The sequence below is a fragment of the Glycomyces endophyticus genome (genome assembly GCF_039531525.1).
GTDB lineage: Bacteria > Actinomycetota > Actinomycetes > Mycobacteriales > Micromonosporaceae > Glycomyces > Glycomyces endophyticus.
On the sequence record NZ_BAAAQF010000005.1, the window covers coordinates 411,308 to 427,819 of the forward strand.

Annotated in this window: 13 protein-coding genes and 1 tRNA gene; 8 read left to right on the forward strand and 6 right to left on the reverse strand. The window is 70.9% G+C overall.

From position 1 onward, the window contains the following. Positions 1–33 precede the first annotated feature (33 nt). From ABD419_RS08625 to ABD419_RS08635, 3 genes are all read left to right on the forward strand, one after another. Positions 34–759 (forward strand): GntR family transcriptional regulator, encoded by a 726-nt coding sequence (locus ABD419_RS08625; RefSeq protein ID WP_344484511.1) that lies wholly within the window; start codon positions 34–36, stop codon positions 757–759. A gap of 159 nt (positions 760–918) precedes the next feature. Continuing rightward, positions 919–2,286 (forward strand): hemolysin family protein, encoded by a 1,368-nt coding sequence (locus tag ABD419_RS08630; RefSeq protein ID WP_344484514.1) that lies wholly within the window; start codon positions 919–921, stop codon positions 2,284–2,286. Then, complete coding sequence (locus tag ABD419_RS08635) at positions 2,283–3,311, forward strand: hemolysin family protein (RefSeq protein ID WP_344484517.1); 1,029 nt, start codon at positions 2,283–2,285, stop codon at positions 3,309–3,311. The genes ABD419_RS08630 and ABD419_RS08635 overlap by 4 nt, the downstream gene beginning before the upstream one ends. 40 nt (positions 3,312–3,351) lie before the next feature. Here ABD419_RS08635 and ABD419_RS08640 read toward each other — a convergent pair whose 3' ends face one another. Together ABD419_RS08640 and ABD419_RS08645 are read right to left on the reverse strand one after the other, a co-directional pair. Further along, entirely contained in the window at positions 3,352–4,386 is a 1,035-nt protein-coding gene (locus ABD419_RS08640) for a hypothetical protein (protein ID WP_344484520.1), read from the reverse strand. A gap of 11 nt (positions 4,387–4,397) precedes the next feature. Beyond that, a complete protein-coding gene (locus tag ABD419_RS08645; protein ID WP_344484523.1) occupies positions 4,398–5,399 on the reverse strand; it encodes a hypothetical protein in 1,002 nt (333 codons plus the stop codon). Positions 5,400–5,534: 135 nt separating this feature from the next. On the opposite strand from ABD419_RS08645, the gene ABD419_RS08650 reads away from it, so the two are divergent. Beyond that, a complete protein-coding gene (locus tag ABD419_RS08650; protein ID WP_344484526.1) occupies positions 5,535–6,983 on the forward strand; it encodes an outer membrane protein assembly factor BamB family protein in 1,449 nt (482 codons plus the stop codon). 53 nt (positions 6,984–7,036) lie between these two features. Here ABD419_RS08650 and ABD419_RS08655 read toward each other — a convergent pair whose 3' ends face one another. Beyond that, positions 7,037–7,861, reverse strand: coding sequence for an SDR family NAD(P)-dependent oxidoreductase (locus tag ABD419_RS08655; protein WP_344484529.1), 825 nt, complete (start codon positions 7,859–7,861; stop codon positions 7,037–7,039). A 139-nt stretch (positions 7,862–8,000) separates the two neighbouring features. On the opposite strand from ABD419_RS08655, the gene ABD419_RS08660 reads away from it, so the two are divergent. Both ABD419_RS08660 and ABD419_RS08665 read left to right on the forward strand, forming a co-directional pair. Continuing rightward, positions 8,001–8,702, forward strand: coding sequence for a TetR/AcrR family transcriptional regulator (locus ABD419_RS08660; protein ID WP_344484532.1), 702 nt, complete (start codon positions 8,001–8,003; stop codon positions 8,700–8,702). A gap of 36 nt (positions 8,703–8,738) precedes the next feature. Next, positions 8,739–9,059 carry a nuclear transport factor 2 family protein gene (locus ABD419_RS08665; RefSeq protein WP_344484535.1) on the forward strand — a complete coding sequence of 107 codons (321 nt, stop codon included), beginning with the start codon at positions 8,739–8,741 and terminating at the stop codon, positions 9,057–9,059. Between the two features lie 55 nt (positions 9,060–9,114). On the opposite strand, the gene ABD419_RS08670 is transcribed toward ABD419_RS08665, so the two are convergent. After that, positions 9,115–9,189, reverse strand: a tRNA-Val gene (locus ABD419_RS08670). Between the two features lie 258 nt (positions 9,190–9,447). Between ABD419_RS08670 and ABD419_RS08675 the strand changes: the two genes are divergently transcribed. Together ABD419_RS08675 and ABD419_RS08680 are read left to right on the forward strand one after the other, a co-directional pair. Further along, a complete protein-coding gene (locus ABD419_RS08675) occupies positions 9,448–11,703 on the forward strand; it encodes a rhamnogalacturonan lyase (RefSeq protein WP_344485348.1) in 2,256 nt (751 codons plus the stop codon). 214 nt (positions 11,704–11,917) lie between these two features. Further along, a complete protein-coding gene (locus ABD419_RS08680; protein WP_344484538.1) occupies positions 11,918–14,155 on the forward strand; it encodes a hypothetical protein in 2,238 nt (745 codons plus the stop codon). A 126-nt stretch (positions 14,156–14,281) separates the two neighbouring features. Here ABD419_RS08680 and ABD419_RS08685 read toward each other — a convergent pair whose 3' ends face one another. Next, positions 14,282–15,322: an ABC transporter substrate-binding protein gene (locus tag ABD419_RS08685; protein ID WP_344484541.1), complete on the reverse strand. Its 1,041-nt coding sequence runs from the start codon at positions 15,320–15,322 to the stop codon at positions 14,282–14,284. Positions 15,323–15,456: 134 nt separating this feature from the next. Next, the gene (locus ABD419_RS08690; RefSeq protein ID WP_344484543.1) at positions 15,457–16,512 is read right to left on the reverse strand and encodes an ABC transporter substrate-binding protein; all 1,056 of its coding nucleotides are present in this window, start codon (positions 16,510–16,512) and stop codon (positions 15,457–15,459) included.

The following is a 16,512-nucleotide window of genomic DNA, read 5'->3' on the forward strand; positions in this document are numbered from 1 at the left end:
ACCGCGGGCCGGGACCACGGAAAGGGGACGGACTTGGCGACGTCGGATCTCATGGGCGGACCCGCGATGCCCCCCGCCCTGTCCACCCTCGTCGCCGACCGGCTGCGCGAGATGATCACCCGAGGCGTCCTCGCCCCCGGCGAGCGCCTCAAGGAGGCCGAGCTCGCCGACTCCATGTCCGTCAGCCGCGGCCCCGTCCGCGAGGCCATCTCCATCCTCGAACGCGACGGCCTCATCGAGTCCCAGCGCCACCGCGGCGCCCGCGTCATCACCCTCACCTTCGACGACATCGAAGAGGTCTACTCACTCCGCCTCGCCATCGAGCGCCTCGCCATGGAGCGCTGCGCCGCCCGCGTCGACGACGCCGTCCTCGCCCGGATGGACGACGTCATCGCCCGCATGAAGGCCCTCGCCGAAGGCGACGACCACGTCGCCCTCGACCTCGAGTTCCACGACCTCGTCTACGAGGCCGCCGACCACGCCCGCCTGCGCCGCACCTGGACCCTCCTGCGCAGCCAGGTCTCCATGTTCCTCAACGCCCGCCTCGACCGCGACCACTTCCGCGCCTCCGCCTGGAGCGAGCACGCCGAACTGCGCGACGTCCTCGCCAAAGGCGACCCCGACGCCGCCGCCACCGCCGTCGAGCGCCACATCGGCTGGACCCTCCGCCGCATCCGCGAGACCCGCGCCGACCACCCCGACACGCCCGCCACCGGCCCCCTCTCCGGCCCCGGACCCCAAGGCAAGACCGGACTCTGAGCCTGCGGAACCCGTCCGGACTGTGATCCGGACGGCGACTCCCTGCACACGCCCCCGCGACACCGCTATCCTCGTCGGCATGGACGATTCACCCAGTCATAAACCCTGGCTCACCTCGGGGCGGCCACAGCCGGTCCCGGCGTCGCAGCGAGGTGAGCGTTGAGCACAGAAGTCTGGGGCATCCTCGCGGGTGTCGTACTGACCATCGGTACCGGACTGTTCGTCGCCTCCGAGTTCGCACTGGTCAACCTCGACCGGCCCGAACTGGAGCGCCGGCAAGAGCGCGGCGAGAAGGGCCTCGGCCCGACCATCAAGGCGCTGAAAGTCACCTCCACGCACCTCTCGAGCGCCCAACTCGGCATCACCCTCACCACCCTCCTCGCCGGCTACACCTTCGAGCCGGCGATCTCGTCGCTCCTGCGCGAGCCGCTCCTCGGCATCGGCGTCGCCGAATCCGCGGTCGGCGCGATCGGCGCGGTCGTCAGCATCGTCGTCGCGACCCTGTTCTCGATGATCCTGGGCGAACTCGCGCCCAAGAACTTCGCGCTGGCGGTCCCGCTCGCCACCGCGAAGCTCGTGGTCCCGTTCCAGATCGGCTTCACGTACGTCTTCAAACCGGTCATCCTGCTGTTCAACGGCACCGCGAACCGCACGATCCGCGCCATGGGCATCGAGCCGAAAGAAGAGCTCTCCGGGGCGCGCAGCGCCGAGGAGCTGAGCTTCCTCATCCGGCGCTCGGCCACCGAGGGCGCGCTCGACCGCGACGAGGCCACGATGCTCCACCGCACCCTCACCTTCTCCAACCACACCGCCGGCGAGGTCATGACCCCGCGCGTGAACGCGGTGACCCTGGAGGGCACGGCGACCGCCGCCGACGTCATCACCGAAGCGGCCCGGACCGGGCACTCCCGGTTCCCCGTCCTCGGCGAGGACGTCGACGACGTCATCGGCGTCGCCCACGTCAAGACCGCGTACGGCGTCGAGTTCGACCGCCGGGGCGCCGTCCCCGTCACCGAGCTCATGTCCGAGCCGCTGAAGGTCCCCGAGACCGCCGGCGTCGGCTCGCTCCTGGGCACGCTGCGCGGGCGCGGCTTCCAGATCGCCGTGGTCGTCGACGAGTACGGCGGCACCGCCGGGATCGTCACGCTTGAAGACCTCGTCGAGGAGCTCCTCGGCGAAGTCCACGACGAGCACGACAGCCGCCAGAACCTCGTCGTCAAGCACGCCGACTCGATCCTGCTCGCGGGGTCGCTGCGCCCCGACGAGCTGTGGGAGCGCGCGGGCGTGCGCATCACCGAGGGCGAGGACTACGAGACCGTCGCGGGCTACGTCCTCGACACCCTCGAGCGCATCCCCGCGCTGGGGGAGGAGATCCGCCTCGAACGCGGCCTCCTGCGCGTGGACCGCCTCACCGGCTCCCGTATCGACCGCCTTCGCTACCTTCCCGACGACAAGGCGACCGACCCCGCGTTCGGCGGCACCCGCGAACGCATCCTGGAGACCTTCGAGCAGGAGCGCGAGCGATGAGCGAGTACCTTCCCGGACTGATCTGGCTGGTGGTCCTCCTGGTCGCCAACGCCTTCTTCGTGGGCGCGGAGTTCGCCGTCATCTCGGCGCGCCGCTCCCAGATCGAACCGCGCGCCGCCGCCGGCAGCCGCGCGGCGAAGACCACCCTGTGGGCCATGGAGCACGCGACGCTCATGCTGGCGACCAGCCAGCTCGGCATCACCGTGTGCTCCCTGGTCATCCTGAACGTCTCCGAACCGGCCATCCACCACCTCCTCGAGTACCCGCTCGGCTGGACCGGGCTCACCCCGGCCGCCGTCACGGGCATCGCGTTCGCGGTGGCGCTGCTGGTCGTGACGTTCCTCCACGTGGTCTTCGGCGAGATGATCCCGAAGAACATCGCGTTCTCCGTCCCCGACCGCGCGGCGCTCATCCTCGCGCCGCCGCTCGTGTTCGTCTCGCGGGTCGTGCGGCCGCTGATCTGGACGCTGAACTGGATCGCGAACGGCATCCTGCGCCTCTTCCGCATCGAGCCGAAGGACGAGGCGCAGAGCACGTACACGATCGACGAGGTCGCCACGATCGTCGAGGAGTCGCAGCGCGAGGGCACCCTCGTCGACGACTCCGGCACGCTCACGGCCGCGTTCGAGTTCACCGAGAAGACCGTGGAGGACGTCGAGGTGCCGATGCGGGAGCTGGTCATGCTCCCGGCCGGGCCCACGCCCCGCCAGGTGCAGGAGGCCGTCTCGACCAGCGGCTACTCCCGCTACGTCATCCAGAACGGTGGCGAACCGCACACCTACCTGCACCTCAAGGACGTCCTCGACCTCGCCGACCTCGACGCGCCGATCCCCGCGGACCGCATCCGCGACCTCCCGACCGTCGAGGCCACCGCCGAGCTCGAAGACGCCCTCGCCCAGATCCGCTCCCAGAACGCCCACGTCGCCCGCGTCACCGACGCGGCGGGCGCGACCACCGGGGTCCTCTTCCTGGAGGACATCATCGAAGAGCTGATCGGCGAGGTCCAGGACGCCGCCAGCGCCTAAGGCACACCGGCCGCGCAGGGGAGTCCCCCTGCGCGGCCGCTCAGTAGCAGGTGTTCTGCTGCGCGGCGAACAGCGCGAACGTCACGGTCCCGTCGTCCTCGATCGCGGGCACCGCGTTCCGGAAGTCCACAGTGCACCGTCCGTCGACGGCGGTCGCCTCCCCGGTCCCCAGCGCCGTCCCGGTGCCCGCGACCAGCACCGAGCCGGGCTCGACCACGGTCAGCGCCAGATCGCGGCCGAACCGCACCCTCGGATACGCCTCCACCGACCAGTCCAGGCCCTCGACCTCGGTGAACTCGGTCCGCCCGTCGAAGGCCGCGCCCCAGTCCCAGGCCATGCCGAACGGGCACCCGGCGGGCGCCGCCTCGGCGCTCTCGGCGCACGCGTCGATCCAGGCGGCCAGGGACGCGTTGACCCGGTCCTCCAGCGCCTCGCTCGCGACCACCGGACCGGTGAGCAGCGCGTTCACGTCGACCGTGTCGCCGCCGTACAGGCCGCCGTGCGCGCCCGGCAGCGCCAGGAGCGACAGCCCGCCGTCGAACTCGGGCACGCTCCCGAAGAGCGCGTACGAGCCCGGGTACAGCGCGATCAGGACCGGCGCGCCCGCCGCGGCCGCCGCCTCGCGCCGCACGCCGTTGACCTCCGTCGAGGCGAACAGCGGCGCGGCGACCGACAGGTACACGTACGGGTTCGCGATGCGCAGGTCGTCGTCGGTCCCCTCCAGCGTGAACGCGCCCTCGGCGCGGGCGCCCCCGGACGCGATCGTCACGTGCACAGTGGACTCGGTGGCCGACTTCAGCTCCACCGACTCGATCTCCCAGTCCCCGGTCGCGACCTCCGCCGTGAGCCACGAGGTGTCCGCCTCGGGCTGGTACGAGTCCGAGACCAGTGCCTCCGCCCGCTTCAGATCCCCCTCCCGCAGCGCCTCCAGATACCCGGTGACCACCCGGACCGGCGCGGGCTCGCGGCCCCCGACCAGCAGGACCGGCAGCGCGACGAGCGCGACCAGGACCACGGTGACCCCCTCCGCGAGGATCGACCAGCGCCGCGGCGAAGCCCACTTCAGCAGGCGCATGCGAGCCCCTTTCACTCGGTGCCCCGGCAGGAGTCGGCCACGGCCTCGCCGAGCGGGGCCACCTCGACCCCGCCGCCGGGCGCGGCCAGCACGTGTAGGACCCGGCCGTCGAAGCGGCACGCCGCCGCGAACGGCGCCCACCCGTCCCCGAGGGCCTCGCCCTCCAGCACGATCCGTCCCGGGTCGGTGAACTCGACCCGCAGCACCGGCTCCCCGTACAGTCCGGTCCCCGGCACCGCCGCCGCGACCGGATACGCCTCCACGGTCCACGCCACGTCGCGCGGCTCGCGCACCCGGCTCCGGTCGAGGGTGTCGACCTGGCCGTCGGTCGCGAACGGGCAGCCCGCCGGCGCGGTCAGCCGGTACTCGACGCACCCGTCGATGTACGCGTTCACCGCCGCCTGCAGCGACGCCGCCTCGCCCGCCGCCGGCAGCGGCGTGCCGATCACCTGGTCCGACCCGCCCTCGTCGTCGCCCAGCAGCGCCACCGGCTCGCCCCCGAAGAACCGGTACACGCCCGGCAGCAGCGTGACCGACCGCTGGGCCTGCCCGTTGTACCAGGCGTCCCAGCCGGTCTCGAGCGGCATCGGCACCGTCAAGTCGTTGACCTGCACCGACAGATAGGACGAGGCCGTGATCGACACGGTCTGGAACGGGTCCCGCAGCGTGAACTCGCCGTCGTACTCGTCGACGGTGAACGCGCCCCGCGCGGTCCCGTCCTCGGTCCCGATCGTCACGGTCACCGCCTCCGGGAACCCCGCGGCGCTCTCGGGCTGCTCGACCGCGAGCAGCTCCCACTCGCCGATCGCCTCGGGTCGCAGGAACGCCGCGTCCCGGCCCGCGGGCACCGAGGTCCCGACGAACTCGTACGCCCGCTCCAGGTCCCCGTCCCGCACCGCCTCCATGAACGCGGTCACCACCTCCACCGCCGTGTTCGGCTCCCTGGCGACCTTCCAGACGCCGAGCGGCATCATCGAGAGCGCGGCGAAGAGCACGATCCAAAGGACGCGCATTCGTTCGCGCTGAATCTGGGGCATGGGGCACTTCCGGGGGTCGGGGCGGGACGGGCCGAGCATAGTGCGTGCTCGCAAGGTGGCGGCCCGCCGCTATCGTGCGAGTCGAGCAATCGACCGCCCATTGGAGGCCCCATGTCCACGGACCCCGAACCGCTCCCGCTGTGGCGGGAGTTCCGGAGCTGGCCGCGGACGCTGCAACTCGGTCTCGCCGCGCTGGCGCTGGCGGTCTTCGGCGCGACCTTCGTCATCGAGCCGCTCTACGGGAGCGACTTCCCCGACGAGTCCGCCTGGCCCGAGGGCGAACTCCCCGACGGCGTCCCGATCGACGCGGCCGCCCCCGCCCCCGAGGCGGCGCTTCCCGCCGGTGTCGAGCTCTACGACGGCGACCCCCTCTGGACCGAGGCCGCCGAGGACGGCGAACAGGTCGCCCACCTCGACGCGGGCACCCTGCGGCTCACCGACTCCCGGCTCGCCCTCGAAGTCGACGGCCGTCCGGTGTGGTCCCACGAGTGGGAGGAGTACGGCGCCGAGGTGGGCGTGGCCGGCGGCGTCGTCGTCGTGTCCCTCGCCATGGACGACCTCGACGACGAGACCTACGAGTGGCCCGGGCGCCAGGACACGGTCGCGCTCGACCTCGCGACCGGCGAGGAGGTCTGGCGCGACCGGGACGCCTCGTTCGTCACCGTCTTCTCCGACGCGGTGGTGATGACCGAGTGCACCGGCGACCAGGACGACCGCATCGGCGACTGCACGATGTACGCGCGCGACCCCGCGAACCTCGATCCACTGTGGTCGACGCCGACCTACGCCAGCGCCCGCGTCCTCGACTCCAGTCCCTGGACCGGCGAGCCCGCCCCGGAGCGGCTCCTCGTCGAGTCGTTCCCGACGGGCCACGACTCCCGGACGGTGACCGCCTACCGGCAGGGCGAATCGCTGGGAAGCGTTGCGACGCAGGCCGGCGCCGTGCTCTCCGGCGACACCCTCGTCGTCTACGACGACTGGGACGACAACCCCGCCGACGGCTGCACCGCGACCCTCGCCGGCCACCGCCTGGGCGAGTCCGACCCGGCCTGGACCGTCGAGGCCATGACCCGCAAGACCGAAGACCTGACCTCCTGCGGCGGCCTCCCGGCCGTGACGCCGGTCGGCGGCAGGCTCCCGCTGACCATCGACGGCAGGCCCGCGGTCGTCGACACCGAGACCGGCGCGACCGTCTGGCAGTCCGAGCAGGAGGGCCAGGCGGTGGCGATCCACGAGGAGTCCCTCGCCGTCGTCGACTGGGAGTCCGAAGAGGACAACCTGACCCTCTACGACACCGCCACCGGCGCCGTCCTCTGGTCCGCCTCCGCCGCATTCGGCAGCGGCGACCGCGCCACCGCCGTCGGCTCCACCCTCTGGCTCTACGGCGACGCGAGCATGTGGGGCTGGACCTCCTACGACCTCTACGCCTACGACCTCGCCACCGGCACCGCCACCGCCCTCCCCGGCACCGCCGCCTACTTCGCCCCCGGCGAACTCGTCACCACCACCGGCGACCACGACGCCCCGACCCTCAACGCCTGGCCCTCCGACCTCTGGTGAGCACCGCTCCATGACCGAGCGGGCCGCGGCCACACGCCCGCCCTGGAATGGGCTCAGGCGCTGACGGACTCGCTCACTGCGCGCCAGTGCTCGTCGGACTCGGCCTGGGTTCTGGACGCCGCGGCGGCGAGGGCGTAGGCGTCGGTGCCGATGAGGAGGCGCAGCGGGGCGTCGTCGCGGCCGGCGAGGTCGCGGATCACGGCGGCGACCTTGGCGGGGTCGGTGGGCTCCGTGCCTGTCGAGGCACGACGACGCTCGGCGGAGGCCCCGACCGTCGCCCGGTACGGGTCGCTGATCGGCGGGATGACCATCGAAGAACCGGACCAGTCGGTCCTCATGCCGCCGGGCTCCAGGACGGTGACCTTGACGCCGAACGGGGCGACCTCCTGGGCGAGGACGGTCGAGAAGCCGCCGACGGCCCACTTGGCGCTCTGGTAGGCGGCGAGCCCGACCGAGCCGACCCTCCCGCCGATCGAGGAGACCTGGACGAGGTGGCCCGAGCCCTGTTCGCGCAGGATCGGGACCACGGCCTTGGAGACGTGGACGACGCCGTAGAAGTTGGTGTCGATCTGCGCCTTGAAGTCGGCGAGGTCGACGTCCTCGACCGCGGCGAGATCGCCGTAGCCGGCGTTGTTGACGACCACGTCGAGGCGGCCGAACGCCTCGTGCCCCGCCTTCACGGCCGCCCGCACCGCGGCGTCGTCGGCGACGTCGAGCGCGAGCGGCAGGACGCGGTCGCCATACTGCGCCACCAGGTCTCCGAGCTGCCGGGGGTCCCGGGCGGTGGCGACCACGCGATCGCCGGCATCGAGCGCCGCGGTGACGACGGCGCGGCCGAGGCCGCGGGAGCTGCCGGTGACGAACCAGACCTTGGACATGGCGTTCCTCGTTTCGAGTCGCGGATGGCCGGCGCCGGGCCGGAGTCGACCCTGATATCAGACCGGCGGTCCGTTGTGTCTCCAATCTAACGCACCGATGGTCTCTTATCAAGAGACCGCAAGTCTGTAAGCTGTGTCCATGACGACATTCCAGCGCGCGCGATCGGAGGAGCAGCGGGAAGCCCGCCGGGAGGCGATCCTGGAGACCGCCGCCGACATGCTCGAACAGATGCCGGTCGCCGACGTGACCCTGAACGAGCTCGCCCGCCGCGTCGGCCTCGCCAAGTCGAACGTGCTGCGCTACTTCGAGTCCCGCGAGGCCGTGCTCCTCGAACTCCTCGAACGCGCCGAGGACCGCTGGCTCGCCGAACTGCCGTCCCGCCTCGACGAGCAGGTCGGCGCCGACGGCGCCCCCGCCGAGCGCATCGAGCGCCTGGCCGCGTCCCTCGCCGAGTCCCTCGCCGGCGAACCGGTCCTGTGCGACCTCCTCAGCGTCCAGGCCGCCGTGCTCGAACGCAACGTCTCCACCGAGGTCGCCCTCCGCCACAAGCGGGCCGCCAAGCGCCACCGCACGATCCTGGCCGACCTCATCCGCCGCCACCTCCCCGAGACCGGCGACGCCGCCGAGCAGCTCGGCCGCCACGTCATCCTCGTCACCGGCGCGATCGGCACCCACGCCCAGCCCGCCCCGAGCGTCATCGCCGCCTACGAGTCCGACCCCGAGATCGGCGCCATGCGCATCGACTTCACCGACTACCTCCGCACCACCATCGCCACCCTCGCCGCCGGCACCCTCGCCAGGGATCGCCGAACCCCGGTCCGGCCTCCCCGCGACCAGTAGCGTCGGGAGGTGCCGTTCCCGACCGCGGAGGAAGCCATGACCACCGAACTGCCGGCCCCGATCCAGGAGTTCATCGACGCCACGAACGCCGGGGACACCCCCCGCTTCCTCGACGTCTTCACCGACGACGCCTTCCTGAGCGACTGGGGACGCGAGTTCACCGGCATCGACGGCGTCGGCCGCTGGAACCAGACCGACAACATCGGCATGGACAGCACCTTCGAACTCGTCGCCGCCGAATCCGCCGGCGACGACTGGACCGTCACCCTCACCGTCACCGGCAACCGCTTCAACGGCACCGGCCCCCTGAAGTTCCACCTCCGCGGCGACAAGATCGCCCGCCTCGTCATCGAATAGCCGGCCGGAAGGCGGACGCACAAAAGCCCCGGCTGGATCAGCCGAGGCTTGTTGATGGTGGTCGATACTGGGATCGAACCAGTGACCCCTCGCGTGTGAAGCGAGTGCTCTCCCGCTGAGCTAATCGACCGGGACGAGGCGTAACTGTACCGGAGTCCGGTGGGCGGGAGTGCGTCGGGGTCGGGGCGGTGGGCGGGGTCACGGGGGGTCCGGGGTGGGACGGGATCTTGACAGGGCTTGCCGATGTTGATAGTTTTCGATGCGTTAAATCGTTTCAATCGGGTCCGGGCGCGCCGCCCCTCGGTCGTGCCGGCCCTGAAGACGAGGAGCCCCTTCGGTGAATTCCCCTAGAAGATTTCGCAGGGCCGTGGCGGTGTCGCTGGTCGGTGTGCTGGCCGGCGCCGGGTTCACGGCCTCTGCGCAGGGCCATCGCGGCCATGACGAGATACAGCTCGAAGACCTGGACCGCGGCCTCGTCGCGGCCGTCACCGACGACGGCGTGTTCCTCAGCTGGCGGCTGCTCGCCGACGAGGTCACCGGTTATAACGATTCAGGTCTGACGGGAGCGACGTTCAAGGTCTACCGGGACGGCCGGAACATCGGCACGGTCAGCGACTCGACCAACTTCCTCGACGCCGCGGGCGACGGGGACTCGGAGTACAAGGTCGTCGCCGTCAAGCGCGGGCCCGACGAGGTCTCCGACACGGTCACGCCCTGGTCCGAGGAGTACCTGGACATCCCGCTCCAGAAGCCCGCCGACGGGGTCACCCCCGCGGGCGAGGCGTACACCTACAAGGCCAACGACATCAGCCCCGGCGACCTCGACGGGGACGGCGACTACGAGTACGTCGTCAAGTGGGACCCCTCGAACTCGAAGGACGTCTCGCAGGTCGGCTACACCGGCACCGTCTTCCTCGACGCGTACACGCAGGAGGGCGAGCTCCTCTGGCGCATCGACATGGGCGTCAACGTCCGCGCCGGCGCGCACTACACCCAGTTCGACGTCTACGACTTCGACGGCGACGGCAAGTCCGAGGTCATGATGAAGACCGCCCCGGGCACCAGGACCGTCTCGTACGTCAAGGACCGCGAGCAGTACATCACCCTGCCGCGCGACGACCGCCGCGCCGGGGTCACGCACGAGGACGACTACCGGATGTCGGCCGCGGACTACTACGACCACCTCGTGGAGATGTTCCAGGGCTGGAGCAGCCACCCCGAGGTCGTGAACGGCGACTGGCCCGCCACGATCGAGGCGGCGCTCGGGGCCGACGCGCAGTTCGACTTCGCCTACCCGCTCTCGGAGGCTGACGCGAGCACGCTCGCCGACTACTTCATCGACGTCTACGCCCCGTCGCGCTCGGCGCGGAACCAGCTCCGGAACTTCGCGGGCTTCATCGTGGACGGACCCGAGTACCTGACGGTCTTCAACGGCCGCACCGGACTCGAGATGGACACCGTCGACTTCCCGGTTGAGCGCGGCGACGACGGCCTCCTGTGGGGCGACTACGCCATGGCCCGCATCGAGCCGGGCAACCGGGTCGACCGGTTCCTCTCGGGCGTGGCCTACCTCGACGGCGAGCACCCGACGGCGATCTTCGCCCGCGGCTACTACACCCGCACCACGATCACCGCGATCGACTGGGACGGCAGGAACCTCGAGCAGCGCTGGCAGGCCGACTCCGGGCACGCCCCGATGCCGAACCCGTTCAACTCGGGGCCGCACGGCGTCGAGGGACCGGACCCCGAGTGGGGCACGCTGACGACGCAGGGCGACCACTCGCTCCAGGTCGCCGACGTGGACGGGGACGGCAGGCAGGAGATCGTCTACGGCGCCGCGACGCTCGACGACGACGGCTCGCTGCTGTACTCCTCGTACGACACCATGCCGGAGGGCTCGGGCAACCCGGGCGCCCTCGCCAAGCTCGGCCACGGCGACGCCCTGCACGTGGGGGACTTCGACCCCGATCGCGAAGGGCTGGAGATCTTCTCGGTCTTCGAGGGCGGCGTGTGGGCCCCGTACGGCTACGCGATGCGCGACGCCGAGACCGGCGAGGTCCTGTGGGGCGGCTACACCGGCCGCGACACCGGGCGCGGGATGGTCGGCGACATCGACCCGTCGATCCCGGGCCTGGAGGCGTGGGCCGGCCTGCCGCCGGACCAGGCCGGGAACCCCGAGGGGCTGTTCACGGCCGCGGGCGAGCCGATCGAGTCGGCGGCGCCGGGCACGAACATGAGCATCCGCTGGGACGCCGACCTGACGACGCAGCTCGTCCACGGCGCGGATGCCGCCACCGTCGAGGAGACGACGATCCGCGACTACCAGGACGGCGTGGTCCTCGACGCCGCCGGGACGCTCACCAACAACTACACCAAGGGCAACCCGGGCCTCGTGGCCGACGTGCTCGGCGACTGGCGCGAGGAGCTGCTGGTGCGCACCGCCGACTCCAGCGCGATCCGCGTGTACCTCTCGACCGAGGTCACCGACCACAAGCTGTTCACGCTGATGCACGACCCGCAGTACCGGGTCGGCGTGGCGAACCAGCAGACCACCTACAACCAGCCGCAGTACACGAGCTTCTACCTGGGCTCGGACATGGACTTCGGCGACGTCGAGGTGCCCGACTACTACACGCCGCGCTAGCGCCGGCTTCGATGAGATGAGGAACGGAGGCGGGGCCCGGGAGGGCCCCGCCTCCCTTGTGTCCGGTCCCGTGTCCGAATCGAGACATGGGATGATACGAGGAATTCACCTGGAGGCCTTGCGCAGGTCCAGGTGTTGCGGTTGAGTGAGAACCGCCCCATCCTCCCGCCCCCGGCGCCCCGCGCCGCGGCGTCAACAGCATTGGAGCTTGCCCGTGCAGTCCCTCAGACGGCGTGTCCGACTCGCGGCGGCGGCCGCGGGCGCGGTCATCATCGGCGCCTCCGGGTTCCTCTTCGCGTCCCAGGCCCAGGCCCAGGTCGACACCGTCCACATCGGTGCGGTCCAGGGCTCGATCGAGGACGGCGACACGAACTTCGCGTCCCCGCTCGCGGGCCAGACCGTGTACGTCAAGGGCGTGGTCACCCAGGAGACCCTCGACCCCTCCGGGAACAAGGGCTTCTTCCTCCAGGAGCGGGCGGACGCCACGGACGGCGACCCGAACTCCTCGGACGGGATCTTCGTCTTCAACAACCAGTACTCGACGCTGCGCACGCTGACCGGCTCGCCCGCGCGCGAGGAACTGGGCGCCAACTGGACCGTGAACGTGGGCGACGAGATCGTCCTGCGCGGCGTCGTCGGCTCCTACTTCGGGAACATCCAGTTCTCCGGCGGCTCGGCCTACGTCTACGACCTGGTCGAGACGGGCCTGGACCCGCTCGCCGAGGTCGAGTCCGTCGAGATCGACCCGCCGGACAACGCCAGGGCCAGCACCGAGTACATGCGCCGCCACCTCGGCATGCAGATGACCGTCCCGGCCGAGTCCGTGGTCACCGCCGGGCGCGACGTGTTCTCCTCGGGCGGCGAGGTCTGGGCGATGCGCGGCGACGCCGAAGCGGCGCAGCAGGACGGCTACGCCGCCCGCGCCTTCCGCGACGCGCACCCGCTCGACACGGTCGAGGGCGCCTTCGACGACGGCAACGGCTACCTGTTCGTCATCGGCGACCTGGGCCTGCGGGCCACCGAGGGCACGACCGAGACGATCATCGCCCCGGCCAAGACCTTCGACGTCATCACCGAGGCCGCCACCGGCGGGATCTACCTCTCGTTCGCGAAGTACGCGGTCGAGGTCAGCGAGGACCTGGTCCTGGAGGGCGGCCTGGAGCCGGCCGACAACGAGCCGGTCGAGGCCGCGGGCCGCAACGAGGCGTCCGTGGCGTCGTACAACATCGAGAACCTGTACGACACCCGCGACAACCCGAACTCCGGCTGCGACTTCGCCGGGAACCCCGGCTGCACCGACCCCGAGGACCCCGAGGGGAACGTCAGCGCGCCGTTCGACTACGTGCCGAGCACGTATGAGGAGTACGAGGCGCAGCTGGAGCGCCAGGCCGCGCAGATCGTGGAGGACCTGCGGAGCCCGGCGATCCTGATGACGCAGGAGGGCGAGGCCCAGGACGTCTGCTCGGTCAACCCCGCGTGGACCAAGCGCACGGACCTCGGCCCGGACCGCCTCGTGTGCGACCTCGTCAACACCGGCGACGCGAACACCGGCGGCGACGGGTCGCCCGACTCCATCCAGGAGCTCGCGCTCGTCATCGCCGAGTACGGCGGCCCGACCTACGAGGCCGTGGGCGACCTCGACTCGGCCGACACCCGCGGCATCATGACCGGCTTCCTGTACCAGCCCAAGCTGGCCGGGCTGTCGAACGTGAAGTCCTGGGACCCGGTCTTCGGCGACTCGCCCGAGATCGAGTACCCGACCGAGGCCGACGAGATCAACGCCGACGTGCAGAACCCGAAGGCCCTCAACGCGGCCCTGCCGCAAGCGGTCATCGACCAGTGCACGAACTCGGGCGTCTACGCCTGCAACGGCTTCGACGTCTACAGCCGGGCCGCGCAGGCCGCGAAGTTCTACCTCAAGGACAAGCACGGCCGCAGCACCGGCGAGATCTACCTCATCAACAACCACTTCTCGTCGAGCCCGAACACCCGCGTGCTGCACCGCACCGAGCAGGCGAACTACCTGGCGGCGATCAGCGCGGCGATCCTCGACGACGACCGGAAGGCGAAGATCCTCGCCGGCGGCGACCTGAACGTCTTCCCGCGCCCCGACGACCCGTTCGCCGAGGGCCAGGTCATCGCCGGTGACTGGACCGGCCCGTCCGACCAGCTCGCGGGCCTGTATGAGGACTCGGGCCTGTGCCCGCTCTACGACGTCATGGTGGAGGACCACCCCGCGGCGGCCTACTCCTACACGTATATGGGCCAGGCGCAGACGCTCGACCAGATGTGGGCCTCCCCGCGCCTGCTGCGTGAGATCGAGTCCGCCGTGACGGCGCACATCAACTCGGACTACCCGGCGGACGCGTGGGACTTCGGCGAGGAGCCCGCGTACGGCCGTTACGGCGTGTCCGACCACGATCCGTCGGTCGTGGTGTTCGACATCAAGTAACACCGGCGCACAACGAAGGGGCGGGGGTCGGCCATGGCAAAGCTTGCGTGCCATACATGTGCCGAGCAGATCCCCGCCCCTTGCTCACTTTGCATTCAGTTGTGGAGGAGGAAGAACCGGTCTGCCTTAGACCAGCTTCTTCGCGTTCGCGATGGCGTCGGCCAGCGCCTGGATCGACTTGGCGGCGAGGCCGTACGAGTACATCGGCTCGGCCTCCCACGCCACGATCTGGCCTTCCTGGACGGCCGGGAGGGCGGCCCAGGTGGGGAACTCGGTGAGCGCGTCGGGCTGGAGGGCCTGCACGCGCGCGTCGAGGAAGAGGATGTCGGCGGGGTACTTGTCGGCGTTCTCCCAGGACAGGTTCTCGAAGTACGAGCCGGTGGCCTCGTCGAGGTTGTCGGGGACGACGAAGTTCACGCCGAGTTCGGTGAAGAAGCGCATGTCGTTGCCGGTGGCCGGGTTCGAGGCGTAGAAGATCTCGGCGGCTGCGGAGCAGGCGAGGACGGTGACGGGGTTGGCGGCGGCGGCCTCGGTGAGGGCGGCGACGGCGGCGTCGTACGCCTCCTTGTTGGCGGCGTTCTGCTCCGACTCGAGGTCGGCGCCCAGGCTCTCGGCCAGCTCGGCGTGGCGGGCGATGATCTGGTCCTGGGTGTTGGCGCCGTCGTCGGCGCTGAGGGCGACGACCTCGGCGAGGCCGGTGATGTCCTCTTTGGACTCCTCGGGGATGTACCAGAGGGTCGCCGGGTCGTAGTAGAAATGGGTCAGCAGGACCTCGGGGCCCCAGGAGGCGTAGGCCTCGACGTCGAACTCGCCGTAGGTGTTGCCGAAGACCTCGAGGTCGGCGACGGGCAGGTTCCCGGCCTGGCCGGTGGCCGAGCCGTCCTCGTTGGTGGTGGGGCCGAAGACGGCCGGGACCTCGATGCCGAAGTCGTACAGGGCGGCGGCCATGCCGGTGTACGCCACGAGCTTGGTGGGGACGCTGTCGAGCTCGGAGGTGACGGGCTGGTCGTCGGTGAACTCCCAGGGGCCGGTCGACTCCTGCTCGTCCTCGGAACCGGTCTCGTCGCCGTTCCCGCAGGCGGCGAGCGCGCCCGTCAGACCGAGGGCGCCGCCGCCCGCGAGCAGGCCGCGGCGGCCGAACTTGACCTTGTCGGCATCGAAAGCCATGTGCTGTCTCTCCTTCATCGGGGGTGGGGGCCGGATACGGCGGTTGAACGGGCCTGACCCGGCCGAACCGAGGTTAGGCTAGCCTAACCAGATTCCGGCCCCCTGACCTGGGGTCCTCACGTGGCGTCAGCCACTCAGTCGTCGAGCGAGGCGAGGGGTCGTCCGGCGAAGAGTCCTTCCGCGATGCGTTCCAGCTCAACCGCACCGCCGATGTGCGAGTACACGGGCTCGCCGTTCCAGCCGTAGACCTGCCCGGCCTGCACCGCCGGCAGCGCCGCCCAGGTCGGGTAGTCGGCGACGAGTTGCTCGGGGGAGATGTTGCCGGTGCGCAGGTCGAGGAAGATGACATCGGCCTGGTACTTGTCGACGTTCTCCCACGACAGGAGCTCCCAGTACCCGTTCTGGTCCGCGTTCTCCGGAACCACGAAGTCGACCCCGAGCTCGACGCACTTTGCGAGCAGGTTGAATGTCGGCGGGTTGGCGATGTACAGCCCATCGGGCCAGGCGCCGACCGCCATCGCCTTGTACTCGTGGCCGGTGGACACCGAGACTTCGAAGTAACTGTCCGGTACCGCCGCCATCGCCGCGCCGAAGCGCTCCACGGCCGCGGCGTTCTCGTCCGAGTCCAGGTCCGCACCCAGCGCCTCGGCAAGGGCCGCATGGCGGTCGATGATCTGGTCCAGGGTCGGCAGCGAGACCTCGATGCCGACGCCCGGCGCGAGCGACTCGACCTCCTCCAGGCGGTCCTCGGGCACGAACCACAGGTCGAAGCCCTCGTAGTAGTGGGAGACGATGAGCTCGGGGCCGAGCTCGGCGTACTTCTCGACGTCGAACTCGCCCCAGGCGTTGCCCAGGACCGTCAAGTCCTCCACGGGCATCCGCCCGGCCTGGAGGTCCGGTTGCCCGTCGGCGAGGGTCGTCGGCCCGAAGACCGCCGCGACCTCGACCCCGTAGTCGTACAGGGCCGCGGCCAGGCCGGTGAACGCCACGACCTTGGTCGGCACGGTCTCCAGCTCCACGTCCTCCTGGTCGCGCTCGTCGAGGAAGGAGAACGGGCCGGAGGCGCCGCCCTCCTCAGGGGCCTCATCCGCGCCGTCGCCGCACGCGGCGAGCAGGGAGGCGGCGCCGAGGCCGCCGGTGGCCGCGAGGATGCCGCGGCGGGAGAGGGCGGGGTACGCGCGGAGTGGCAC